The following is a 23,989-nucleotide window of genomic DNA, read 5'->3' as shown; positions in this document are numbered from 1 at the left end:
ATATTGAATCGCCCATCTGTGACGAAGACAAATCAAACGTGACATTTCAGTCACATCGTATCATCTTGCCGCCCATCATCCTACGTCATTTACCTAATAGACCCTGACCTAATATTCCTTCTGAAAGGTACGTCATGCTGTCCATCATCCTCTTTGCCATGGCGGCCGATCCAGCGCCCGGCCGGGACTTGCTGCAAAAGATGAGCGACTGTCGAACCATCAAAATCGATGCCGAACGACTTGCCTGTTACGATCGTACCGTGGTGGCGATCGATGACGCCAAGACGAAGAAGGATTTCGTCGTGCTGGAGCGTGGCGAGGTACAGAAAGCGAAGCGCGATCTGTTTGGCTTCTCGCTGCCGTCCATTCGCCTGTTCGGGGACGGTCAAGCGGACGAGCCGCTGAAACAACTTGTCGGCGTATTGCAAACGACAACCGGTCTGCCGGGCGGGCTGATGCGGTTCACATTACAAGGGGCTGGCATGTGGGAGACGACCGAGGCTACGATGGTTGGGCTGCGCCAGGGCGATACCGTGACGATCAAGGCGGGATCGTTGGGCAGCTATGTCGCGACCGCGCCGGGGCGGCGGTCGGTGCGGGTGCGTCGCCTGCGCTGAGCGGTCCTCGAATCGCGCTCCCCCACACTGGTTCCGGATCGAATCACCATGACATCACATGCCGTTATCGCCGCCCTGCTTCTCGCCGCGCCGGCGGCGGCCGCCACGCCGGGCGCGCCGGCGATATCGGCCGACCGCCTCTCCGCCGACGTCAAGGTGCTGGCGTCGGACGCCTTCGAAGGTCGCGCGCCGGGCACCGCGGGCGAGACGAAGACGGTCGACTGGCTGGTCGCGCAATTCAAGGCGGCAGGGCTCGAACCCGGCGGTCCCGATGGCGGCTGGACCCAGCCGGTGCCGTTGATCCGCACCCGGCTCGGCGCCGGCGCCGTCACCGCCAACGGCACCGCATGGACGAGCGCGCGCGACGTCTATCTGTCGACCGTCCGCCCCGTCGACCGCGCGACGGTGAGGAACGCGCCGATGGTCTTCGTCGGCTATGGCGTCAGCGCGCCCGAGCGGCAGTGGGATGATTTCAAGGGCGTCGACCTCACAGGCAAGGTCGCCGTCTTCCTCGTCAACGATCCGGATTTCGAGGCGACCGCCGGGGAGGATGCCTTCGGCCGCTTCGGCAATCGGCGCATGACCTACTACGGCCGCTGGACGTACAAGTTCGAGGAGGCGGCACGGCGGGGGGCGGTCGCCGCGCTGATCGTCCACGACACCGCCGGCGCCGGCTATGGCTGGGCCACCGTCACCGCACCCGGTGGCGAGAATTACGATGTCGCCGCGCCGTCCGCGTCGCGGGTGACGTTGCAGGGGTGGATCGCGGGTGGGGCCGCAACCCGATTGTTCGCCGACGCCGGGCTCGACCTCGCCCGGCTGAAGGTCGCGGCGCGGCGCGCGGACTTCCGGCCGGTCACGCTGAAGGGCAGCGGCTTTTCCGCCGATCTGCCGGTCGCGGTGACCCGCGCCGAAAGCCGCAACGTCATCGCCAAACGCACCGGACAGGGCCGTCCCGACGAGACGGTGATCTACGGCGCGCATTGGGACGCCTATGGCGAGGGCGCGCCGGATGCGTCGGGGCGACGGATCCGGCCCGGCGCGAATGACGATGCGCTCGGGGTCGCCGGGGTGCTCGCGATCGCCCGCGCCGCCGCCAAGGCGCCCCGCCCCGCCCGGACGCAGGTGTTCGCGCTGTGGACCGGCGAGGAGCGCGGCCTGCTCGGCTCGGAAACCTATGCCGCGCATCCGCTGTTTCCGGTCGAGAAGACGGTCGCCAATCTGACGCTCGACATCCTGCAGACGGCGGGGCCGTCGCGTGACGTGCTGCTCGTCGGCGCCGGCCAGAATGCGCTCGAGGCGCGCCTTACCGCCGCCGCGGCGGCGCAGGGCCGCACAGTGACGCCGGAGGCCCTGCCCGAACGGGGCCTGTTCTACCGCGCCGATCATTTCTCGCTGGCGCGGCGCGGCGTGCCGACGCTGCTGCTGATGGCGATCAGCGGCGCGCCGGATCTGGTCACGGGCGGCCGCGCCGCGGGGCAGCGCTGGCTGGACGACTATATGCGCTGCTACCACCAGACCTGCGACGCCTGGTCGCGCGACTGGAAGCTGGACGGCGCCGCGGCGGACGTCGATCTGCTGCGCCGCATCGGCTTCGATCTGGCGGCGGGCGACGCCTGGCCGACGTGGAACGCAGGCTCAGAGTTCAAGACGGTCCGCGACGCGAGCGCGGCGCAACGGCCGGGCGGCTAAGGCACCGCTCCGCCGCCCCGCCGCGCGATCAGGCGCGCGCGGCGATCCAGTCGTCGACCTGCCGTTCGAGCACCGACAGCGGCAGCGAGCCGGTGCCGATCAGCAGATCGTGGAAGGATTTGATGTCGAACTTCGGGCCGAGCGCGCGTTCGGCCTTGCGGCGCAATTCGATGATCTTGAGCATGCCGATCTTGTATCCGGTCGCCTGCCCCGGCAGCGTGATGTATCGGCGCACCTCCGACCGGGCCTGATCCGGCGAGGCGCGCCCGCTCGCGACCATATAGTCGACCGCCTGCTGTTCGCTCCAGCCTTGCGCATGCAGCCCGGTATCGACGACCAGGCGCGCGGCGCGGAACAGCTCCGCCTCGAGCCGCATGAAATCCGACGCGACGTCCGGATAGGCGCCCATCTCCTTGCACAAAGCCTCGGCATAGAGGCCCCAGCCCTCTCCGAACGCGACATAGCGCGTCGCCTGCCGGAATTTCGGCCCGCCGCTCTGCCGGACCTGGATGTCGCCTTGCATGACATGGCCGGGCACGCCTTCGTGGCACATCAGGTCGACGATCGCGTCGGGCGACGGATCGTCGGTGGTGCCGAGCAGATGGACGTAGACGCGGCCCGGTCGCGCACCGTCGCGGCTCGGCCCGGCGGCATGCGCGGCGCCGCCCGCCACTTCGCTGAACGAGGGTTCGCGCACCACCTCCATCCGATATTCGGGCAGCGTGCCGAACAGCGGCGCGAGCAAGGTGCGGTTGCGCGCGATCACGGCGTTGGCGTTGCGGAGATAGTCGGCGCGCGAGGCGTCGGTCCACGGCTGCGGCGGCCGGCGCCTGGCGCGATCCGCATAATAAGCGATCCGGTCGGCAAAGCCCGCCTGCCGCGCCAGCGCATCCTGTTCGCCCTCGATCCGCTTGACCTCGTCGAGGCCGATGCGGTGAATCTGGTCGGCGGTGAGGTCGGTGGTGGTGTTGAGCCTCAGCGCCGCCGCATACCAGGCCTGGCCGTCGGGCAACGTCAGCGCCCCGACCCGTCCCGACGGCGCGGTGGGGAGGTCGCCGTCCGCCCAGGCGATCACCCGCTGATAGGCGGGTCGGATCGTCAGCAATGCCGCCTGCGCGTCGGCGAGCAGGGCCTGCGCTTCGGGCGCGGTGATCTTGCCCGCGGTCTGCAGGCGCGACACCTTGGCCTGCGCATCGGCCCATAAGGGCGAGGCGGTGCCGGCATCGAACGGCGCCCCGGTGACGATCGCGCGACTGCCGGCGATCACCCGTTCGATCTCGAACCGCGGCGCGCGAATGCCCGCGCGGTCCGAGACCCGGCTCTGCGCGATCGCTTCGTCGAGCACCGCCGGGATCGCCCGCAGCCGCGCGATATAGTCGCGCATGTCGGCGGCATCCTGGACGGTGTGCGTGTTGATCAGGAAATTGGGGAGCTGCGCGTGCAGCGAATAGAGGAACGAATAAAAGGGCGGCGACCATTGCCGGTAACGGTAGGCGAGTTCGGCGCGATCGAGCTCGAACGCCCAGATGTCGTAATTCGCCTGCGCCGCGGGCGACAGGCGCGCGCGCACGAACTGCGCCTTCATCCGCGCGACGCTCGCCCGGCGCGCGACGAGCCGCCGCAAGGCCGCGGCGTCGCTGATGTCGTCGAGCCGGTCCTGGCCTTCCTTAATGCCCAATTGCGTGGCGAGCTGCGGGCGGTCGCGCAGCTCGGCGGCGAATTCCTGATCGAGGAAGGCGTAGAGCCGCGCATCGTCGGCGGCCGCGGCGGGCGCGATGGCCTGCGGCGGCGCGACGGGTGCGGCGGCGAGCGTCGGCGTCGCGAGCAGGACCAGGATCGCGGCGCGGTGGGAAGATCGGATCACATGGGTCTCCGGATGAGGATAGCCGCAGCGGGCAAAGGGAGGTCGGCGCCAGCAGGAGGCAGCAGCCTCAGCCGGCGTAGACCTTGATCAGGTCGTAGAGATAGTCGCGCCCGCTATAGACCGCCTTGACGATCGCCCGCTCGTTGAGTCCGTGCGCGCCATTGCCGTCGGGATCGCCGTACAGGCCCGGCGGTCCGTAGGAGGGGATGCCGATCGCCTCGAGATAGATGCCGTCGGTCGCGCCGGTCGACATCAGCGGCGCCAGCGGAACGCCCGGATAATAACGCGCGAGCAGCTTTTCCGCCGGCCCGACGATCTTGGGATCGAGCGGCGGCGGCACCGCGGCGGGGCCGCGATCGTCGACCTGCTTCACCGTCATCCGCGGATCGGCGACGACTGTCGCCAGCGTCGCGCGCACCGCATCGGACGAGACGCCGGGGAAGATGCGGCAGTTGATGTTGACCCCGGCACGCTGCGGCAGCGCATTGTTGGCATGGCCGCCGTCGAGCAGCGTCGCGACGCAGGTGGTGCGCAGCATCGAATGATAGCTCTTGTCGCTGTTGAGCAGCGCCTCCGCCGCATGGTCGGTGGGATCGGCGGCGAATTTGACCATCGCCGCGCCCATCGCATCGCCGCGCGCCTTGCCCGCAACGCGGAAATAGGCGCGCGTCGTATCGGTCATCTGCACCGGAAAGTCATAGTCGCGGATCCGGCCGATCGCGTCGGCGAGTTCGTAGATCGCATTGTCGCGCACCGGGGCGGAACTGTGGCCGCCAGGGTTGGTCGCCTCGATCCGGTAATTGACCGCGGCCTTCTCGCCGACATGCATGTTGGCGATCACCAGCCGTCCCTTGCCGTCGGTCCGACCGCCACCGCCCTCGTTGAGCGCGAATTCCGCCGCGATCAGATCGGGCTTGTTCTCAGCGAGCCATTTGACGCCGTTGAACGCCCAGCTGGTCTCCTCGCCGCAGGTCAGCGCCAGCTTGATCGTCCGCTTGGGCGTATAGCCGCTCTGCTTGAAGCGGATCATCGAATCGACCCAGATCGCGTCCATCGCCTTCATGTCGGACGTGCCGCGGCCGTAGAAATAGCCGTTTTCCTCGACCATCTTATAGGGATCGCGCGTCCAGTCCTCGGCCTTGGCGACGACGACGTCGATATGGCCGATCATCAGCATCGGCTTCAGCGTCTTGGACGAGCCCGGCAGCACCACGACGATGCCGCCCTCCTTGGGATGATCGGGCACGGCGAAGCGCGTGATCGCCGCATCGGTATAGCCCGCCGCCTTCAGCCGCCCCTCCACCTTGTCGGCGAGCGCGGTGCAGCTGCCGGTGGTGATGCTGGTGTCGGTCTCGACCATCTCCTGGTAGAGCGCGCGGAACGCCTGCTGATCGGGGCGCAGCGTCGATGGCGGGGCGGGCGCGACCTGCGCGCTCGCCGCCAGCGGCACGGCCAGCGCCGCCGCCCCGAACACGATCCGATGCCCCAGTCTCATGATATGTCCCCCAACGATGTCAGACCATAATGCACGATCGGCGCGCGGCCGGAAGCCGCCGGCCGGATTTTATCGCTGCGTGAACAGCGCCTTGGGCAGCACGACATGGACGCCCTTGTTGCGATCGACCAATTCGGTGACCTCGACGTCGCCGGCGACGCTGACCAGCATGTAGGCGTCGTCGCGGCTCATGCCCTTTTCGGCGACGAGGAAGTCGATCATGTTGCGCAGCGCCTTGCGCGTCGCATGGCTGAGATCGTCGTCGAAGCCCATCGCGATATAGGCCTTGGGCGTCTCGGCACGCGGATAGGCGATCGCCGTCTTCTTGTGCAGCACGAATTCGAACGTGCCGGTCAGCGACGTCTCCAGCGCGGTGATGTCGACCTCGCCATTCCCTTGCGCGGCATGACCGTCACCGGCCTGGAACAGCGCCCCCGCGGCATGAACGGGCAGGAACAATGTCGTCCCCGCGACCAGCGCCTTGTCGTCCATATTCCCGCCGTTGATCGTCGGCGGCGCGGAATCGTAGCGGCCGAAGGCGGGCGGCGGCGCGACGCCCATGCTGCCGAAGAAGGGCGCCAGCGGCACCTCGACCCCCGGCGCGAACCGGCCGATCATCCGCTTGGCGTCGAGCGGCACGATCTTCATCCGCGCATAGGGGAAATCGTCGGTAAGGAATCCCGCGCCGTAGCGAAAGGCGTTATAGGCATAGGGAATGGCGAGATCGATCTTGCGGATGCGTACCTCGAGCATATCGCCGGGCTCCGCGCCCTCGATCGCGATCGGGCCGGTGAGGATATGCCCGCCCGGCCCACGCGCGCTCGCCGGCACGCCGTCATAGACGGCGCGCAACGCCGGCTCGACATCGGCCGGCGCGACGCCCGCCTTCTCCAGCCCCGCCGGGCTGTTGGTGAGCAGCGTGTGGATCACCACCGTATCGCCCGACCGTATCGTCAGCACCGGCGGGTCGGTCGCGTCATAATGGCCCCAGGCGACCGTCTGCGGCGTCGCCTTCAGCTCATAGGTCGCGGCGGCGGCCGGCATGGCCGTCGCGGCGAGCAGCGCCGTCATCCAATATCGCATCGTCATCCCCCTCAATAGGCCAAAGCACAGCCGTCAGCGCGCATCTCGCTCGCCGCGGCATAGACGCGGGTGTCGCCGTCCATCCGATGCTCGACGCATTCGTAGCGGCCGAAGCCGCCGTCGGGCTCGCCGATCGTCCAGCCGATCTCCGCCAGCCGTTGCCGCGTCGCGTGCGGCACGCCCGTCTCGAGCCGCAGCAGGCCGCGCGGGCCGAGCCCGGCGGCATCCTCCCCCATCGACTGCGACGACCCCTCGTGATGCCAGCGCGGCGCATCGCCGGCCGACTGGATCTCCAGCCCATAGTCGACCCGGTTGACGATGATCTGCGTCTGGCCCTGCGGCTGCATGTCGCCGCCCATCACGCCGAAGCTCATCCACGGATCGCGTCCCCGCGTCGCGAAGCCGGGGATGATCGTCTGGAACGGGCGCTTGCCCGGCGCATAGATATTGGGGTGGCCGTCCTGGAGGCTGAACAGCTGGCCGCGATCCTGGAACATGAAGCCGAGGCCGTCGGCGACCAGCCCCGATCCCATGCCGCGGAAGTTGGACTGGATCATCGACACCATCATGCCGTCCGCATCGGCGCAGCTGAAATAGGTGGTGTCGCCATGGCTCGGCGCCTGTCCGGGATAGACGGGATCGAGGATGCGATCGGGCCGGATCAGCTTTGCGCGCTGGCGCGCATAGTCCTTCGAGATCAGCCATTCGACCGGCACCTTGCTGAACCGCGGGTCGGCGTAGAAGCGCGCGCGGTCCTCATAGGCGAGCCGCTTGGCCTCGGCCTGGAGGTGGATCGACAGCGGCGACTGGAAGCCCGCCTCGCCGAGATCGAACGTTTCGAGGATGTTGAGCATCTGCAACGTGGCGATGCCCTGCGTATTGGCGCCCAGCGCGTGAACGTCGACGCCGCGATAGCCGGTACGATGCGGCTCGACCCATTCGGAATGGTGCGCCGCCAGATCCTCATAGCGCAACCAGCCGCCGATCCGCTTGAAATAGCGGTCGATCGTTCGCGCGATATCGCCGGTGTAGAAGGCGTCGCGGCCACCGGCGGCGATCGCGCGATAGGTGCGGGCGAGATCGGGATTGCGGAACACCTGCCCCGCCGCCGGTCCCTTGCCATCGGCGAGGCCATAGGTGCGCAGCGCGTTCGCCGTCTCTTCGATGCCGTTACCCGGCCGGCGGAACGCCGCCATGCTGCGGCGGATGTAATAAGCGATGATGTCGGGCACCGGCGCCCCCGCCTCGGCATGGGCGATCGCCGGCTCGAACAGCTGCGCCCACGGCAGCCGCCCGTAGCGCCGGTGCATCGTCCACCAGGCATCCACCGCCCCCGGCACCGACACCGACACCGCGCCGAGCGGCGGCAGCGCGCCGCCCCGCGCCCGCGACCGCACCGTCTCCAGGCTCAGCCCGCGCGGCGACGCGCCCGATCCCGCCAGTCCGACGACCTTGCGCTGCCGGGGGTCCCAGATCATCGCATAGGCATCGCCGCCGATGCCGCTCGACGTCGGTTCGAGCATGCCGAGACAGGCGTTGATCGCGATCGCGGCATCCACCGCCGAACCACCGCGGCGCAGGATGTCGATTCCCGCCTGCGTCGCCAGCGGGTGCGCGGTGCCGGCGGCGCCGTGCAGGCCATAAGCGGCGGTCCGCGACGCGAAGCTCGCGCCGACCGGGCGATCACCGGCGGACACGTCGGGGCGCAGGAAGCGATCGGCGCCCGCCTCCCATCGGGGCGGCAGCGCCGGCGCCGCCGGTGACCGCGCGCCCCCCTGCCCCGGCCCCGGCGCGCCCTGTCCGCCCGGCACGCCGCGGCCGTCCTGCCCCGCCGCCGCGCCGGCAGCGGGACCCAGCGCCGCCGCCGGCAGGGCGGCAAGGAAGGTACGACGATGCATGATGGATCTTCCCGACGTTGATCGCTGATCCTCGCGAGCTTCGCCCGCGTGCACAAGGGGTTGCTTGACGTAGCTGCGATAGGGCGGCCGCCGGCGCGCAACCGGGTTGCGCAGGCCGATCGTCGTCGCCTAGCGTGCGGCGTTTCGGGCCTCACATCAGGATCATCGGCATGGATCGTCGCGTCTTCATCATGTCCACCGCCGCCACCGCCGGGTTGAGCCTGCTGCCCGCCCGATCCGCCCTCGCGCAGGCCGCCCCTGCCAATGCGACGCCGGCGTCGGCGGGCGACGCGCGGCTCAACGCCGCCTTCGATCAGGTGCTCGACGAGACGGTCCGCCAGTCGCCTGAATTCGCCACCTCGCTTGGCCTCGATACCGGCAAGAATGCCGCCCTGCGCCACACGCTCGGCGACAACAGCTACAAGGCGATCGCCGACGATCTCGCCCGCAACCGCCGCGCGCGTGCGCTGATCACCGCGGTCGATCCCGCCTCGCTGTCGCCGCAGGCGCGGATCGATCGCGAGGTCGTCCTCTACAATATCGAATCGAACATGGTCGGCCCGGAGCGGTTCGGGCTCGCCTCGCCGCAGGGGCCCTATCCGATCTCGCAGCAGGACGGTGTCTATTTCTCGCTGCCCGACTTTCTCGCCTCGACCCATCCGGTCAAGACCGCGGACGATGCGGAGGCGTATCTCGACCGGCTGGCGCTGATGGGCCGCCAGCTCGACAATGAGACCGAGGTGCAGCGGCGCGAGGCGGCGAAGGGCCGGGTCGCGCCCGATTTCTCGCTCGATCTCGCGCTCGGCCAGATGGCGAAGCTGCGCGCCCCCGCGCCCGCCGACAGCCAGTTGGTCCAGTCGCTGACCCGCCGCACCGCGGCGGCGACCATCCCCGGCGACTGGCAGGCCCGCGCCGCCAGGATCGTCGCCGCGCAGGTCTATCCCGCGCTCGACCGGCAGATCGCGCTGCTCCGCGCGCTGCGCCCGAAGGCGCGGTCGGCGGCCGGCATCTGGGCGATTCCCGACGGCGCGGCGATCTATGCCGCCGCCCTGGCGCAATCGACGACCACCGATCTGTCACCCGAGGCAGTCCATCGCATGGGCCTGCAACAGGTCGCGGAGCTTACCGCGCAGCTCGATCCGATCCTGCGCAGCCAGGGGCTGACGCAGGGCAGCGTCGGCGCCCGCCTCGATCAGCTCAACCGCCTGCCCGCGCAGCTCTTCGCCGACAGCGATGCGGGCCGCACCGCATTGCTCGCCAGCCTCAACGCCGGCGTGCGGGCGATGCAGGCCCGGCTGCCGCAGGCGTTCAGCAATCCGCCCAATGCGGCGCTCGAGATCCGCCGCGTCGCGCCCGAGATCCAGGACGGCGCCCCCAACGGCTATTATTTCCGCGCGCCGCTCGATGGCTCGCGCGCCGCCATCTACTGGATCAACCTCAAGAGCGTGAACGACTGGCCGAAATACACGCTGCCGAGCCTGACCTATCACGAGGGCGTGCCGGGCCATCACCTGCAGATCTCGACGGCGCAGCGCGCGCCGACGCATCCCTTGCGCAAGATCGCCTTCTTCAACGCCTATCTCGAAGGCTGGGCGCTTTATGCCGAACAGCTCGCCGACGAGCTTGGCGGCTATGCCTCACCGGTGGAGCGCGCCGGCTATCTCCAGTCCTTCCTGTTCCGCGCCGCGCGTCTGGTGGTCGATACCGGCATCCACACCAAGCAGTGGACGCATGACCAGGCGACACGATACCTCGTCGACACCGTCGGGTTCGCGCCCGGCCGCTCGCAGCGCGAGGTCGAGCGCTATTGCGTCTCGCCCGGTCAGGCATGCAGCTACAAGATCGGCCACGCCGCCTGGCTGCGCGCCCGCGAAACCGCCAGGACGATCGCCGGCGACCGCTTCGACCTCAAACATTTCCACGACGTGCTGGAGGCCGGCGCCATGCCGCTCTCGATGCTGCAACGGATCGTCGAGGAGCGCGCCCGCGCGATTTGACCGGCGCGGCGGATGGGCGTGGTCAGCGGCCTTCATGCAGAGATGCGGTTCGGGAGCCTGGCCTAGCCGCCGTTTCCTCCGGAGATCGCGAACAGGCCGCCCACGCCGAGAGCGTAGAGGACCAGCACCGTCAGGGAGTCGATCCCCATCCGCAAGATCTGCCGCTTGGGCCGGAAGATCAGGCCTGCGGCGTAGACGCAGGTCAGCAGGACGCCGAGACCTGCGAGATAGATGTCGCTGGCCTGCGCGTCTGGCAGCACCGCCTTGCCGGAAATGACGACGGCCACCAGGAAGAGGACCGGGAGAAAGGCATTGCCGCCGAAAATGTCGCTGACCGCGAGCTGATAATCCTTCATCCGAACCGACGCGATACCGGTCGACAATTCGGGTAGCGACGTCGCCGCCGCCAGTACCGTCGCGCCGAACAGGACCCCGCTGAGCCCGATGGTCTCGGCGATGGCATCGCCGCTACGTTCCAGCAGCACACCGGCCGCCAGCGTGGCCAGCGCAGCCGCGCCGAAGACCAAGGCGACGCGGACCGTGCTCTCACCCTTCCGACCGGATGCATCGTCCTTCTTGGCCTGCGAGTAACCCTTGGGTTCGTCCTGGCCATCGGGTGCGGTGCCGCTCGCGTCGTGCCATGGCAGCCCCTTACTGGCTTTGCTGGAGAGCCAAACGCCGATCACCCACAGAACCGCGATCAACACCGCCCCGGGAGTCAGGCGGGCCGCGATCAGCGTACCGGGCAATTGCGTCGCCATGATCGCCACGATCAGCACCGCGACGACCAAAACGGCTTCCACGACCAGCGTGAGGCTGGCGGCACGGTAGGTCAGGGGCATTCGTTCCGTCATGGCGACATCCATCGCCACGAGCACGACCGTCTGGATCGCGATGCCACCCAGGATGTTGCCGACCGCCACCCCCAGATTGCCAGCCAATGCCGCACTGACCGTGATCGCGATCTCGGGCAGGTTGGTGGCGACGGCGAGCACGATGATGCCGCCCAGCGCCTTGCCGAGATGGAGCCGCGAGGCGAGGATGTCGGTGGTATCGGCAAGTTTCACGCCGGCGACCCAAATCACGCCCGCACAGCCGGCAAAGATCGCGAGCAGGACCGGTAGGCTGAGACCGTTGAACATGCGTGACTTTCGATGTGCCTGCGAGCGACAGGCGATCGACCATAGCGAACCGGCTGAACAAGCGTTCCTGGACGATCCAGCTTTCAATACGGGGCCGGTTGCACGACCGATGCGATCGTATCGGTCACCGCGCCGACCACCACATCGCCTCAACTGCCGGAACCGGACCGATTCCGAGCAATCAGAGGATCGATCGTCCGCAAATATTTGCTGAGTGTATCGCCCGCCCGTACGTCTCACCATCATGCGACTGGTACGATCCGATCCGGCGGGGGGCACGCCCGACCTGCTCGCGATGCTGCGGCAGATGCGGCCGGCGCTGCTCGCCTTCTTCCTGCGCCGCCTGCACGATCGTACGCTCGCCGAGGATCTGGTGCAGGACATGTTCGTGCGGATCAGCGGCATGGACGGACGCGTCGCCGGCAATCCCGAAGGCTATATCTTTCAGACCGCGGCCAATCTGTTGCGCGATCACGTCCGCCGCGAGGCGACGCGGGTGCGCTATATCCAGTCTTGGGCGGAAGACGGCAGCGCCGACGTCGACACGTTCGACGCCGAACGCCTGCTCGCCGCGCGGCAGAGCGTGGGCTGCGTCGCGACGACGCTTGCCACCCTGCCCGACCGGACCCGCCAGATCTTCATCCTCTACCGGCTCGAGAACCTGCAACGCAAAGCCATCGCCGCGGCGTTCGGCATCTCGGTCAGCGCGGTCGAGAAGCATATCGCCAAGGCGATGCAGGCGCTGCTCGCGAATGCGGAGGAGCGGCGATGAGCGGCGACGCGGCGATGGCGGACCGGGAGGCGGCGATCGGCTGGTGCATCCGGCTCGACGCAGGCGACCTCAGCCCCGCCGAACATCGCGCCTTGCGCGATTGGCTCGCCGGCGATGCGAACCGTCAGTCGCATCTCGATCAAGCGCTGGCGCTATGGGCGGGGATCGAGGCGGACGCCGAGACGCCCGAGCTGATCGCCTTGCGCCACGAGGCCCGCGACGCGATGGCGTGCGCCGCCGCGCGGCGTCCGCTCGCCGTGCTGCGCCGGACGCCGTGGCAGGCGATCGCAGCGGCGCTGGCGCTGGTCGCCGTCGCATTGGCGGCCTTGCTCTGGCAGCAGCAGGGCGGCGCCGTCTACCGGACCGGGATCGGCGAGCGGCGCGTCGTCGCGCTCGCCGACGGTTCGCGACTGTCGCTCGACGCCGACAGCGTGGTCTCGACCGCCTTCACCGATCAGCGCCGCGACCTGACGCTGGTGCGCGGCCGCGCGCGCTTCAAGGTCGCCAAGAACCCGCTGCGCCCCTTTGCCGTCCACGTCGGCCGCGACGTGGTGGTCGCCACCGGCACCGAATTCTCGGTCGAGGCGCTGACCGGCGAAATCCGCGTCGGCCTGTTCGAGGGCCATGTCGCCATCCTCCACGATGCCGGGCGCGGCCCGGTCGCGACGCTGGCCCGCCGCGGCGACCGGCTCGTCCCCGCCGAGCGCGCCTTGGTGCCGGGCAGCGAACTGCGGCTGGCGGCGGGTGCGGCCGCGGCGTCGATCACGCCGCTCGCCGCGGGGGACGGGCTCGACGAGGGGCAGCTGAGCTTCACCGCCGAACCGCTCGCGATCGCGGCGGAGCGGATGAACCGCTTTGCCGGCGCGCGCCGGATCGTCGTCGCGCCGGCGGTCGCCGACCTGCGGATCAGCGGCGTGTTCAACGCCGGTGACAGCGACGCCTTTGCCCAGGCGGTCGCGGCGACCCTGCCGACCCGCGTCGAAACCGGTCGCGACACGCTCACGCTCGTCGCGCGCTAATAGCCAATCCCATACCAATCTGCAGGACAGGTATTAATTTCGCGCAACGTGCTGAGCATCCGGAGCCCTCGTGCGTCATAAAAACACAACATAAGAGGGGTTTCGATACATGGCAGGATGTCGCCATCTGTTCACCGCCGTCAGCCTGGCGGCCCTCGCCACGATGACGATCGCATCGCCTGCCGTCGCGCAGCAGCGTCCGGTTCGTATCGCCATCAAGGCGCAATCGCTCGGCCAGGCGCTCCGCATGTTCGGGCGGCAGGCGCATATCCAGCTCGCCTTTGACGAAGCGCTGCTCGGCACGCGCACCGCCCCCCCGCTCGTCGGCAGCATGACCGTCGAGACAGGGCTGGACCGGCTGTTGCAAGGCAGCGGGCTCGCCGTCGCGCGGACGCCGCAGGGCGTCTATGTCATCAGCCGCGCCGCGGGCCTGGTGCCGGCCGCGTTGACCGCACAGAGCGATACGGTCGGCCCGGTCGATGCGCAGGCCGATCGTCAGGACGATCCGAGCCCGGATGGCGAGGATGTCGTCGTCACCGGATCGCGCATCCGCTCGAAGAACCTCGTCGAGACCGCACCGGTGACCAGCGTCGGCCAGGCCGAGATCAAGCTGCAATCTGCGTTCAGCGTGCAGGAGGTGCTCAACCGCGTACCCGCGATCAAGAACAGCGACACCAATCTGTCGAACGGCAATGGTCGCCAGCAATTCGATTTTCACGGCCTCGGCACCAACCGCACGCTGACGCTGATCGACGGTCAGCGGATCGGCGTGACCGAAGGGATCGACGCGTCGGTGATACCGGTCGGGCTGATCGAGCGCGTCGACCTGCTCACCGGCGGCGCTTCCGCGGTCTATGGCTCGGATGCGATCGGCGGAGTCGTCAACTTCATCCTGCGCAAGGATTTCGAAGGGCTCAACGCCAATATCAACTACGGCTTCTACAACGCCGACAATCGCGACAACATCGCCGCCCAGGCGGCACGCAATTCGGGTTTCGCCGTGCCGACCGGCGCGCGCAACGACGGCGGCCGGTTCGACGCCAATATCAGCATCGGCCACAATTTCGCCGGCGGTCGCGGAAATGTCGCGCTGTTCGGCGCGTACAGCCAGGTCGAGCCGGTGCTCGCCACCTCGCGCTCCTTTTCGGTCTGTCCGATCACGCTGTCGGGCCAGACCGTGGTCTGCGCCTCCCCCTCGTCGGCGACACCGGCCGGTTATTTTCAGGCGCTGTCCGGCCCCGCCCAGACCGGCGCCATCTTCACCAATGCCGCCGACGGCGCGCGCGCCTTTGCCCCGTATACCGGCACCAACGGCTATAACTACAACGACGCTTTCTATTTCCAGCGTCAGAATACCCGCTACAACGGCGCGGTCTTCCTAAACTACGAAGTGTCGCCGGCGATCCAGCTCTACGCCAACGGCCTGTATCTCCGGTCGGACGCCACCAGCCAGTCGGCACCGGCGACGATCCAACCCGGGTCGGTGGCGTACAGCATCAATTGCGACAATCCGCTGCTGTCTGCGCAGCAGGCGCAATCGCTGTGCGGCACGGCGGCGGGCACCGCGACCAGCGTCACCACGGACGTGCGCTATCGCTTCAGCGCGCCGCAGATCACCCGTTCCCGCAACGAAATCTATCGCGGCGTCGCCGGCGTCCGCGGCGATCTCGGCAGCGCCTGGCATTATGACGTCGGCGGGGTCTATTCGACGACCCTATATCGCCAGCGCCAGCTCAATCGCGTCGATCCGGTCAAGGTCGCCAACGCCTTGCAGGTGGTGGACGTCAATGGCGTCGCGACTTGCGCCGCAGCGGCGAGCAATCCCGGCTGCGTCCCGCTCGATATCTTCACCACCGCCGGGCCGAGCGCCGCGGCGATCGACTATGTCTCCTATGCCGAAGGCGGCGGGCTGTTCCGTGAACGCTACGAACAATGGGTCGGCAATGCCAATATCACCGGTGACCTCGGCGAATATGGCATCCGCAGCCCGTTCTCGAGCAAGGGGGTGAATGTCGCGCTCGGCACCGAATATCGCAGGAACACCTATCGCTCCAACCCGGACGCCGCTTATACCGCAGCCTTCGGATCGACGGCCAATAGCCTGTCGAACCACGCCTTCGACATCTATGGCGAGATCAACGTGCCGCTGGTCAGCGACCGGCCGTTCGTCCGCGATCTGAGCTTCGGCGCGGCGATCCGCGGCTCCGATTATTCCGGCGTCGACAAGATGCGCTCGACCTACAAGATCGACGGCAGCTGGCGCCCGGTCGAGGACCTGCTCCTGCGCGCCAGCTACAACAAGGCGACGCGCGCGCCGAGCATCTACGAACTCTCGTCCAACGCCTCGGTCAGCTACGGCACGCTCGACGCCAATACATTGGGCGATCCGTGCGCCGGTGCGACGCCATCCGCCAGCCTCGCCGTCTGCCAGAAGAGCGGCGTGACCGCCGCGCAATATGGCACGATCCCGCAATGTCCCGACAATCTCTGCACCGTCCGCAACGGCTCGCAGGGTCTCGTCACCCCGGAGATCGCCCATACCTATACTTATGGTCTGGTGGTGACGCCGCACTGGCTGCGTGGCCTGTCGCTCACCGCCGATTATTACAGCATCCAGATCGAAAACGGCATCGGCTATTATCGCGCGATCGATTTCCTGCAGACCTGCGCCAACACGGGCTACGACTTCTTCTGCGGCCAGCTCGTCCGCAATGCCGACGGCAGCCTGTTCAGCAACACGGGATCGACGAGCGGTTACATCAATCAGGGCTACAGCAATCTCGGCAAGACCAACGCGCGCGGCTTCAACTTCTCGGCCAATTACGATCGGCGGCTCGGCGGCTGGGCGAAACTGTCGACCAGCTATGTCGCGACGTTGCAGACCGCCAAGGGCGGCGACCTCGGCCTGCCGGACACCGACTTCAACGTCGTCGGCCTGTTCGGCCCCTATGCCGGCCAGGGCTACCGCCGCTACCAGCATAATGTCCGCGTAACGCTCGCCTCACCGGACAGCGCGAAGACGCAGGGGCTGGTGTCGCTCAACTGGCGGCACAATTCGGGGCTCAAGAATTCACGGCTCGACGGCAATCCGATCTTCGGCGCCGACGATGCGAGCGTTCCCGACGCATACAAATATCTGCCGGCCTATGATCTGTTCGATCTCAGCACCAGCGTTACCGTATCGCGCAGCCTGACGCTGCGCGTCGTCGTCAACAATATCTTCAACACCAATCCGCCGGTGCGGCCCAGCCCGCCGCTCGAAGCGGCGGAGCGGGTCAACACCTCGCCGTCGGTCTATGACGCGCTCGGCCGATCGATCAACATGGGGGCGACACTCAATTTCTGATGATCCTCACCCCGCCGCCGCACCGGCCGATGCGTCGCGACGCGAGTTGCTCGTCGGGGGCGGTGCGGCCTTCCTGCTCGGCCTGACCGCCGTGGACGAGGCGGCGCAGGCCGGCGAGCCCGCCGGGCGGCGCGGGCATCGGCTGGTCGCCACCACGCCCGCCAGCGAATGGCTGCTCGGCCACCCGGTCGGCAACGGCCGGATCGGCGCGATGATGGGCGGCGCCGTCGCGCAGGAGGTGATCGCGCTCAATCACGACAGCCTGTGGTCGGGCCAGCCGGCGGAGCGGCCCGACCATGACGGCCGCGCCGCACTCGCCGCGGTGCGCGACGCGGTCTTCGCCGATGATCCGCGCGCGGCCGACCGGCTGAGCAAGCGCCTGCAGGGCGCCTTCAGCCAGAGCTATGCGCCGATGGCGAACCTGCTGCTCGACCTGTCGCACGATGCGCCGGTCAGCGACTATCGCCGCGCGCTCGATCTCGACCGTGGCATCGCCACCGTCTCCTACCGCTGCGCCGGGACCACCTTTCGCCGCGAGCTGTTCGCCTCGCACCCCGATCAGATCATCATCCTGCGCCTCACCGCCGATCGCGCCGGCGCGCTCGACGGCCGGATCGCGCTGGCGACGCTGTTGCAGGGCGAGGCGGTCGCGCAGGACGACCGCGTGACGCTCACCGGCAAGGCGCCGACACGCTGCGCGCCGGACTATCGCGACGTCGCCGATCCGGTCGCCTATTCGGACCGGCCTGGCCACGGCATGGCCTTTGCGACGATCCTGTCGGTCGAGACCAAGGGCGGCCGCGTCGCGAGCCGGGGCGATGCGCTGCACGTCACCGGCGCCGATGCCATCGTCATCCGCATCGCCGCGGCGACCGGCTTCCGCGGTTTCGACCGCATGCCCGACACGCCCGCCGCGACCGTCGTCGCCGAGGCGACGCGCGTCCTGGCGGCCGGCGGCAGACCGTTCGCGACGCTGCGCACGCGCCATCTGCGCGATCATCAGGCGCTCTACCGGCGCACCGCGCTGGCGTTGACCGATGCGGCGGACGATGCGGAGGCGGCGCAGGTCGAGCGGCTGTTCCACCTCGGCCGCTATCTGCTGATCGCCGCCTCGCGCGCCGGGACGATGCCCGCCAACCTGCAAGGCCTGTGGAACGCGAAGCTGCGGCCGCCGTGGAGCTGCAACTACACCACCAACATCAACGTGCAGATGAATTACTGGCCGGCGGAAAGCTGCAATCTCTCCGAATGCCACCTGCCGCTGATCGATCATATTGAGCGGCTCGCCGTCAATGGCGCGCGCACCGCGCGCACGCTCTATGGGCTGCCCGGCTGGTGCGTGCATCACAACAGCGATCTGTGGGCGATGACCAACCCGGTCGGCGAAGGCGCGGGCGACCCCAATTGGGCGAACTGGCCGATGGGCGGGGCGTGGCTCGCCCGCCATGTCTGGGACCATTATCAGTTCACCGGCGACCGCCGCTTCCTCGCCGAGCGCGGCTTCCCGCTGCTGCGCGGCTGCGCCGACTTTTGCGCGGCATGGCTGGTCGCGGATCCGGCCGGCGCGCGACTGACCACCGCACCGTCGATCTCGCCGGAGAACCTGTTCGTCGTCGCGCCCGGCCAGACCGCGGCGATCAGCGCGGGCTGCACGATGGACCTCGCGCTGATCCGCGAGCTGTTCCGGCATTGCATCGCCGCGGCCGCGCTGGTCGGCGACACCAGCGATCTCGCCCCGCGGCTGACCGCGCTGCTTGACCGGTTGGAGCCCTATCGGGTCGGCCGCTACGGCCAGTTGCAGGAATGGTCGCAAGATTATGCGGAGCAGGACCCCGGCCACCGCCACGTCTCGCATCTCTACCCGCTCTATCCCGGCGCCGAGCTGACGCCGCAGCGCACGCCGACGCTGGCGACCGCGGGCGCCGTGTCGCTCGCACGACGCGAGGCGCATGGCGGATCGAGCACCGGCTGGAGCCGTGCCTGGGCGACGGCGATCTGGGCGCGGCTCGGCCGGCGCGAGGATACCGCCCGGTCGCTGACCGCCTTCCTCGGCCATGCGGTCGCCGCCAATCTGCTCGACACGCATCCGATGCAGCCGCGGCCCGTCTTCCAGATCGACGGCAATTTCGGCATCACCGCCGCCATCGCCGAGATGCTGCTGCAGAGCCACGACGATGTCGTCGCGCTGCTGCCGGCGATGCCGGCGGGCTGGCGATCGGGCAATTTCACCGGCCTGCGCGCACGCGGCGGCCATACCGTCGACATCACGTGGCAGCCGGACGCGATCCACGCCACGGTGACGGCAGGCGGCGACGCGCTCGTCCTGCGCGCGCCGCCGGGCTTCGCCGTGACGACGATCCGACAGGGTCACCGCCGCTGCGACTTCGGGCGCGATGACGGCGTCACCCGCGTGCGCACGCGGCGCTGGCTGCGTTATGCGATCACCCTGCGTCCTGTGCCGCCCGCTCCGGCGACTGCGGCCTGACCGAACCTCCCTTCAGGACCTTTCATGCCGATCCTATCGCGTCGCACCCTCATGGCCTCGGGCCTCGCCAGCGCGGGCATCAGCCTCGCCCAGGCGTCACCGCCTGGGCCGGCCGCCCCGGCGCCCTACGGTGCGACGCCCTCGCCCCGCCAGCTCGCCTGGCACCGGCGCGAGCAATATGCCTTCGTCCACTTTTCGATCAACACCTTCACCAATCGCGAATGGGGCTATGGCGACGAAAGCCCGGCGCTGTTCGACCCCACCGACTTCTCGGCCGATCAGATCGTCGATGCGGCCAAGGCGGGCGGCTTGCGCGGCCTCATCCTCACCGCCAAACACCATGATGGCTTCTGCCTGTGGCCGACCCGGCTTACCGAGCATTGCGTGCGCAACAGCCCGTTCCGCGGCGGCAAGGGCGACGTCGTTCGCGAATTTGAACGGGCCTGCCGCCGGGCTGGGCTCGCCTTCGGCCTGTATCTGTCGCCATGGGACCGTAATCATGCCGATTATGGCCGGCCCGCCTATATCGATTATTACCGGCGACAGATCGTCGAGCTCTGCACCCGCTACGGCCCGCTGTTCGAATTCTGGTTCGACGGCGCCAATGGCGGCGACGGCTATTATGGCGGCGCGCGCGAGACGCGGAAGATCGACGCCGAGGCCTATTACAATTGGCCCGAGATCGTCGCGCTGGTGCATCGCCATCAGCCGATGGCCTGCACCTTCGAACCGCTCGGATCGGATGCGCGCTGGGTCGGCAATGAGGATGGCGTCGCCGGCGATCCCTGCTGGCCGACCATGCCGAACCACAAGCCGAGCCAGGCGGAGGGTAATGCCGGGCTGCGCGACGGCCCGCTCTGGTGGCCGGCAGAGACCAATACCTCGATCCGGCCGGGCTGGTTCTACCATGAAGACGAGGATTCGAAGGTCAAGGATCCGCAGCGGCTGGTGCGGCTGTACGACGAGTCCGTCGCGCGCGGCACCAATCTGATCCTCAACCTGCCGCCCGACCGGCGCGGCCGGCTCGCCGACATCGATTGCGCGGTGCTCCGGTCGTTCGGCGATGCGCAGCGCGCCACCTTCGCGAACGATCTCGCCCGGGGTGCCGTCGCGCAGGCCGACCAGGTCCGTGGCAGCGCCTATGCCGCGGCGCGGGTGCTGGACGGCGATCCGAACAGCTATTGGTCGCCCCCCGACGCCGTCCATACGCCATCGCTGGTCCTCGAGCTGCCGCCCGGACGCGCCTTCGACCTGATCCGCTTGCGCGAATGTCTGCCGCTCGGCGTGCGCGTCACCCGCTTCGCGATCGATCTCGACCACGGCAGCGGCTGGCGCGAGGTCGCCGCAGGTGCCTGTATCGCCGCGCAACGCATCGTCCGCCTGCCCGCGCCCGTACAGGCCCGTCGCCTGCGCCTGCGCATCACCGAGGCGCCGGCATGTCCCGCGATCAGCGAGATCGCCCTGTTCCGGCAGGTGACCCCACTGCCGGTCGCGCGCCCTGCCGCGCCCGATCAGAACGCGGTCTCACCGGCGGAGTGGACGCTGGTGTCGAGCTCCGCGCCGCATGTGCAGGCGCTGTTCGACGCGGATGCCGGGACGGTCTGGCGGATGCCGGTGTCGGGCGGCCCGGCAGAGGCGGCGGTCACGCTTCGCTTCCATACCGCGCAGCGCCTCGCCGGCTTCATCCTGACGCCTTCACGCGCCGTCATGGACGATGCCGCGCCGCCCAAACGCTATACGGTCGAGGCCAGTCCCGACGGCAGCAGGTGGCATCCGCTCGCAGACGGCGAGTTTTCCAATATCGTCAACGCACTGTCACCGCAGCATATTGCCTTCGCGTCCGGTGCGGCTGTGACATGGCTGCGCTTCGTCTTCCACCAGACCGCACGGCCCGCCGGCGCTATCGCGATCGCCGATCTTTCCATCCTGAGGCGTTGAGCGTGGGGTCTCGCCGCTGTGTGACCGTGACGGTGACGGTGACGGTGACGGTCGCATGGCGGCGCAACCATTCTCCTGCATCGACCTGACGTCTCGGCTCTCCGCGAGGCGCGGCCAGCCTATGGCTGGTCCATAAGGTGCGCCCCCCCCCCCGGCGCCCCGGCGCAGGTTCGGGAAGACCCCACCAAGGTCCGGGCGAACGGAACCTCGTCGAGATACCGCGATGGCCCGTCTGTCGACAGACGCTCCGGGCAGGTGATCGTGCTGACCGCCCGCTTCGAGACGGAGAACGACGCGCCAGCCAGGCGAAGCAATCCGATACAGGATCGCACGCTGACAGGCGTTCGGCTTGGATCGACGAGGCAACGGCCAAATCATCGTGCACATTGCGCCCGGAGGCTGGAATGGGGCGCGGTCAATCCGGCGTCGCCGGCCGTGCCGCGCGCCGGTCGTCACAGGTGCGGTCATGCGGCTTACGACGGCAGCAGGCTGGCCTTCAGGAGCCACCACCCATGGCGATCGCACGTGGGGGAGCAGACACCCGTCCCGTGCGTTCTGCCAGCGTAACGACAGGAGTCGGATGTGATTGTGAAATTGGGTCAGTTATCGATAGTCGCCTTGCTCCTGGCGGGATGCAGCATCAGCGTCGCCCCCGACAATCAAACGACGAGCGCCAATACGGGCGCACCCGCGGCCGCCGCGCACTGGACCAAAGAGACGCGCGCGCAGTTGCGCCAGGCGATCGACGCGCGGGCGGCGCACGGTCTCGACCAGATGGCATTCGCCAGCAACGCAGGTGACGAGGCCGGCGTAACGCAGCAGGCGCTCGCCTATGCCGCCGCCCTGGCGCGCGGCGCCACCGATCCGACCAAATTATACGAGGTGTATACGGTGCCGCGGCCCAATCCCGACCTGCGCGCCGGGCTGGCCAATGCGCTGCGCGCCAACGACGTGAAAGGCTGGCTCGCCAGCCTCGCGCCAGCCGATCAGAATTACACGCGCCTGTCGAAAGCCTATCTCGCGCTGCGCCAGCAGCCCGGCACGCCGACCCCCGCGATCCCCGTCCATGGCGAGGCGATCAAGCCCGGCGCGGTCGATCCGCGCGTCGCGACGATCGCGCGTGAACTGGTGGTCCTCGACTATCTCGATCAGCGATCGGCGCAGGGCGATCGATATACGCCGACGATGGCCAAGGCGGTGCAGCAGATGCAGGCCGATTACGGCATGAAGCCCGACGGCGTCATCGGCAGCGCGGTGCTCGCGATCCTCAACATGTCCGATACCGATCGCGCGCGCGCCATTGCGATCGCGATGGAAAGGCTGCGCTGGCTCGAACGGACACCGCCCGCGACGCGGATCGACGTCAATCTCGCGGCGGCACGGCTGACCTATTGGCGTGACGGCAAGATCGCCGACAGCCGCAAGGTCGTGGTGGGCGAACCCGACCGCGAGACGCCGCAACTCGGCTCGCCGATCTTCCGCCTCGTCGCCAACCCGACCTGGACGATCCCGCGCTCGATCGAGGGTGAGACGGCGGCGAAGGGCGCGGCCTATCTCAAGGCCAACAATATCGCGCGCAAGGACGGCTGGTTGGTGCAGCAGCCGGGGCCGAAGAATTCGCTCGGCCTCGTCAAGTTCGACATGCTCAACGACCAGGCGATCTACCTGCACGACACGCCCGCCAAGCAGCTGTTCGCGATGATCCAGCGGCAGCGCAGTCACGGCTGCGTGCGCGTCGACGACGCGCTCGGTTTCGCTGAAATCCTCGCGCATGACGAGGGCGTGACCGATCAATGGCATCAGGCACGCGCCACCGGCAAGGAGACGTTCGTCAAGCTGCCCAAGCAGATACCGGTGCGGATGCTCTACCAGACGGTGCTGTTCGACGATGCCGGCGAACCGATCGTGCGCAACGATCCCTATGGCTGGGATGACCGGGTCGGCGCGGCGCTGGGCTTCAAGGCGGGTAAGGCGCTACGCGTCGAGACCCGCGCCAGCGACGAGGGGCCGTGAGCCGCCCGTCGCGCGTCGTGCATCCGGGAACGGCTAGCGCGACGCGTCGCTGCCTTGACGACGATGGCATCGCGCGGCGATCCGCGCAGTCGATCCTGTAAGGGCAAGGGGCGCGATGTTCACGAGCGAAAGCGGCTGGATCCACCTTGCGACCAATGCCGTCGAGATCGTCGGCACCGCGATCATCGTCGTCGGCGCGTTCGCCACGCTGGGGGCGTTCCTCATCGGGATGATCAAAGGCGCGACCGACCGGGCAGTATTGATCGCCGATTTCCGATCGGGACTTGGCCGGTCGATCCTGCTCGGTCTGGAGTTTCTTGTCGCGGCGGACATCATCAATACAGTGGCGGTCGAGCCGACATTGGAGAGCCTCTTGGTCCTCGCCGGCATCGTCCTGATCCGGACTTTCCTGAGTTTTTCGCTGGAAGTCGAAATAGACGGGCGCTGGCCGTGGCAGAAACGCCGGTCGGCCCGAGCGACGCCCTCTGCCGGCGACGCGGAAGACTGATCCGACGCATCCGCGAGCCCATCAGCTTGCCCCGCCCGGCACGCGCGCAGGTGGAGCAGCAGCGGGAGCGGCTGCTGGGGTGAGGCCGAGCCCTCGGGAACGCACGAAAGCCCCGGGCCG

At 68.5% G+C, this 23,989-nt stretch carries 15 protein-coding genes; 10 read left to right on the top strand and 5 right to left on the bottom strand.

Going from position 1 to position 23,989, the window contains the following annotated elements; genetic code table 11:
• Window positions 1-134 precede the first annotated feature (134 nt).
• Together V8201_RS16060 and V8201_RS16055 are read left to right on the top strand one after the other, a co-directional pair.
• Window positions 135-617, top strand: coding sequence for a hypothetical protein (locus V8201_RS16060; RefSeq protein ID WP_037533603.1), 483 nt, complete (start codon window positions 135-137; stop codon window positions 615-617).
• 48 nt (window positions 618-665) lie between these two features.
• Complete coding sequence (locus V8201_RS16055) at window positions 666-2,309, top strand: M28 family peptidase (RefSeq protein WP_336545927.1); 1,644 nt, start codon at window positions 666-668, stop codon at window positions 2,307-2,309.
• A 28-nt stretch (window positions 2,310-2,337) separates the two neighbouring features.
• Here the strand turns inward: V8201_RS16055 and V8201_RS16050 are convergent, their stop codons facing one another.
• The 4 genes from V8201_RS16050 to V8201_RS16035 all read right to left on the bottom strand — a co-directional run bounded on the left by V8201_RS16050 (window position 2,338) and on the right by V8201_RS16035 (window position 8,649).
• Window positions 2,338-4,173, bottom strand: coding sequence for a DUF885 domain-containing protein (locus V8201_RS16050; protein ID WP_336545926.1), 1,836 nt, complete (start codon window positions 4,171-4,173; stop codon window positions 2,338-2,340).
• Between the two features lie 67 nt (window positions 4,174-4,240).
• Complete coding sequence (locus tag V8201_RS16045; RefSeq protein ID WP_336545925.1) at window positions 4,241-5,668, bottom strand: M20/M25/M40 family metallo-hydrolase; 1,428 nt, start codon at window positions 5,666-5,668, stop codon at window positions 4,241-4,243.
• A gap of 69 nt (window positions 5,669-5,737) precedes the next feature.
• The gene (locus V8201_RS16040) at window positions 5,738-6,739 is read right to left on the bottom strand and encodes an acetamidase/formamidase family protein (protein WP_336545924.1); all 1,002 of its coding nucleotides are present in this window, start codon (window positions 6,737-6,739) and stop codon (window positions 5,738-5,740) included.
• 23 nt (window positions 6,740-6,762) lie between these two features.
• On the bottom strand, window positions 6,763-8,649 hold the full coding sequence (locus V8201_RS16035) for a gamma-glutamyltransferase family protein (RefSeq protein ID WP_336545923.1): 1,887 nt from the start codon (window positions 8,647-8,649) through the stop codon (window positions 6,763-6,765).
• Between the two features lie 170 nt (window positions 8,650-8,819).
• On the opposite strand from V8201_RS16035, the gene V8201_RS16030 reads away from it, so the two are divergent.
• The gene (locus tag V8201_RS16030; RefSeq protein WP_336545922.1) at window positions 8,820-10,646 is read left to right on the top strand and encodes a DUF885 domain-containing protein; all 1,827 of its coding nucleotides are present in this window, start codon (window positions 8,820-8,822) and stop codon (window positions 10,644-10,646) included.
• A 62-nt stretch (window positions 10,647-10,708) separates the two neighbouring features.
• Here the strand turns inward: V8201_RS16030 and V8201_RS16025 are convergent, their stop codons facing one another.
• Window positions 10,709-11,788 (bottom strand): sodium:calcium antiporter, encoded by a 1,080-nt coding sequence (locus tag V8201_RS16025; protein ID WP_336545921.1) that lies wholly within the window; start codon window positions 11,786-11,788, stop codon window positions 10,709-10,711.
• 244 nt (window positions 11,789-12,032) lie between these two features.
• On the opposite strand from V8201_RS16025, the gene V8201_RS16020 reads away from it, so the two are divergent.
• The 7 genes from V8201_RS16020 to V8201_RS15990 all read left to right on the top strand — a co-directional run bounded on the left by V8201_RS16020 (window position 12,033) and on the right by V8201_RS15990 (window position 23,869).
• A complete protein-coding gene (locus V8201_RS16020; protein WP_336545920.1) occupies window positions 12,033-12,560 on the top strand; it encodes an RNA polymerase sigma factor in 528 nt (175 codons plus the stop codon).
• The gene (locus V8201_RS16015; protein ID WP_336545919.1) at window positions 12,557-13,579 is read left to right on the top strand and encodes a FecR family protein; all 1,023 of its coding nucleotides are present in this window, start codon (window positions 12,557-12,559) and stop codon (window positions 13,577-13,579) included. The genes V8201_RS16020 and V8201_RS16015 overlap by 4 nt, the downstream gene beginning before the upstream one ends.
• 109 nt (window positions 13,580-13,688) lie before the next feature.
• On the top strand, window positions 13,689-16,925 hold the full coding sequence (locus tag V8201_RS16010) for a TonB-dependent receptor domain-containing protein (RefSeq protein ID WP_336545918.1): 3,237 nt from the start codon (window positions 13,689-13,691) through the stop codon (window positions 16,923-16,925).
• A 46-nt stretch (window positions 16,926-16,971) separates the two neighbouring features.
• Window positions 16,972-19,410, top strand: a complete 2,439-nt coding sequence (locus tag V8201_RS16005) for a glycoside hydrolase family 95 protein (RefSeq protein WP_336545917.1) — start codon at window positions 16,972-16,974, stop codon at window positions 19,408-19,410.
• Between the two features lie 24 nt (window positions 19,411-19,434).
• Complete coding sequence (locus tag V8201_RS16000; protein ID WP_336545916.1) at window positions 19,435-21,348, top strand: alpha-L-fucosidase; 1,914 nt, start codon at window positions 19,435-19,437, stop codon at window positions 21,346-21,348.
• A gap of 618 nt (window positions 21,349-21,966) precedes the next feature.
• A complete protein-coding gene (locus V8201_RS15995; protein WP_336545915.1) occupies window positions 21,967-23,361 on the top strand; it encodes a L,D-transpeptidase family protein in 1,395 nt (464 codons plus the stop codon).
• Window positions 23,362-23,476: 115 nt separating this feature from the next.
• The gene (locus tag V8201_RS15990) at window positions 23,477-23,869 is read left to right on the top strand and encodes a DUF1622 domain-containing protein (protein WP_271299107.1); all 393 of its coding nucleotides are present in this window, start codon (window positions 23,477-23,479) and stop codon (window positions 23,867-23,869) included.
• Window positions 23,870-23,989 lie beyond the last annotated feature (120 nt).

The sequence above is a fragment of the Sphingomonas kyungheensis genome (assembly GCF_037120395.1).
Taxonomy (GTDB): domain Bacteria; phylum Pseudomonadota; class Alphaproteobacteria; order Sphingomonadales; family Sphingomonadaceae; genus Sphingomonas; species Sphingomonas kyungheensis.
Note: the sequence above shows the minus strand (reverse complement) of the source record. Positions and strands in the feature narration are given on the sequence as shown.

Bases quoted from the DNA above. Each gene is read 5' to 3' on its own strand.
- V8201_RS16045 (WP_336545925.1), bottom strand. From the start codon at position 5,668: ATGAGACTGGGGCATCGGATCGTGTTCGGGGCGGCGGCGCTGGCCGTG.
- V8201_RS15990 (WP_271299107.1), top strand. From the start codon at position 23,477: ATGTTCACGAGCGAAAGCGGCTGGATCCACCTTGCGACCAATGCCGTC.
- V8201_RS16020 (WP_336545920.1), top strand. From the start codon at position 12,033: ATGCGACTGGTACGATCCGATCCGGCGGGGGGCACGCCCGACCTGCTC.
- V8201_RS16015 (WP_336545919.1), top strand. From the start codon at position 12,557: ATGAGCGGCGACGCGGCGATGGCGGACCGGGAGGCGGCGATCGGCTGG.
- V8201_RS16040 (WP_336545924.1), bottom strand. From the start codon at position 6,739: ATGACGGCGCTGCTCGCCGCGACGGCCATGCCGGCCGCCGCCGCGACC.
- V8201_RS16030 (WP_336545922.1), top strand. From the start codon at position 8,820: ATGGATCGTCGCGTCTTCATCATGTCCACCGCCGCCACCGCCGGGTTG.
- V8201_RS16000 (WP_336545916.1), top strand. From the start codon at position 19,435: ATGCCGATCCTATCGCGTCGCACCCTCATGGCCTCGGGCCTCGCCAGC.
- V8201_RS16055 (WP_336545927.1), top strand. From the start codon at position 666: ATGACATCACATGCCGTTATCGCCGCCCTGCTTCTCGCCGCGCCGGCG.
- V8201_RS16035 (WP_336545923.1), bottom strand. From the start codon at position 8,649: ATGCATCGTCGTACCTTCCTTGCCGCCCTGCCGGCGGCGGCGCTGGGT.
- V8201_RS16010 (WP_336545918.1), top strand. From the start codon at position 13,689: ATGGCAGGATGTCGCCATCTGTTCACCGCCGTCAGCCTGGCGGCCCTC.
- V8201_RS16060 (WP_037533603.1), top strand. From the start codon at position 135: ATGCTGTCCATCATCCTCTTTGCCATGGCGGCCGATCCAGCGCCCGGC.
- V8201_RS16025 (WP_336545921.1), bottom strand. From the start codon at position 11,788: ATGTTCAACGGTCTCAGCCTACCGGTCCTGCTCGCGATCTTTGCCGGC.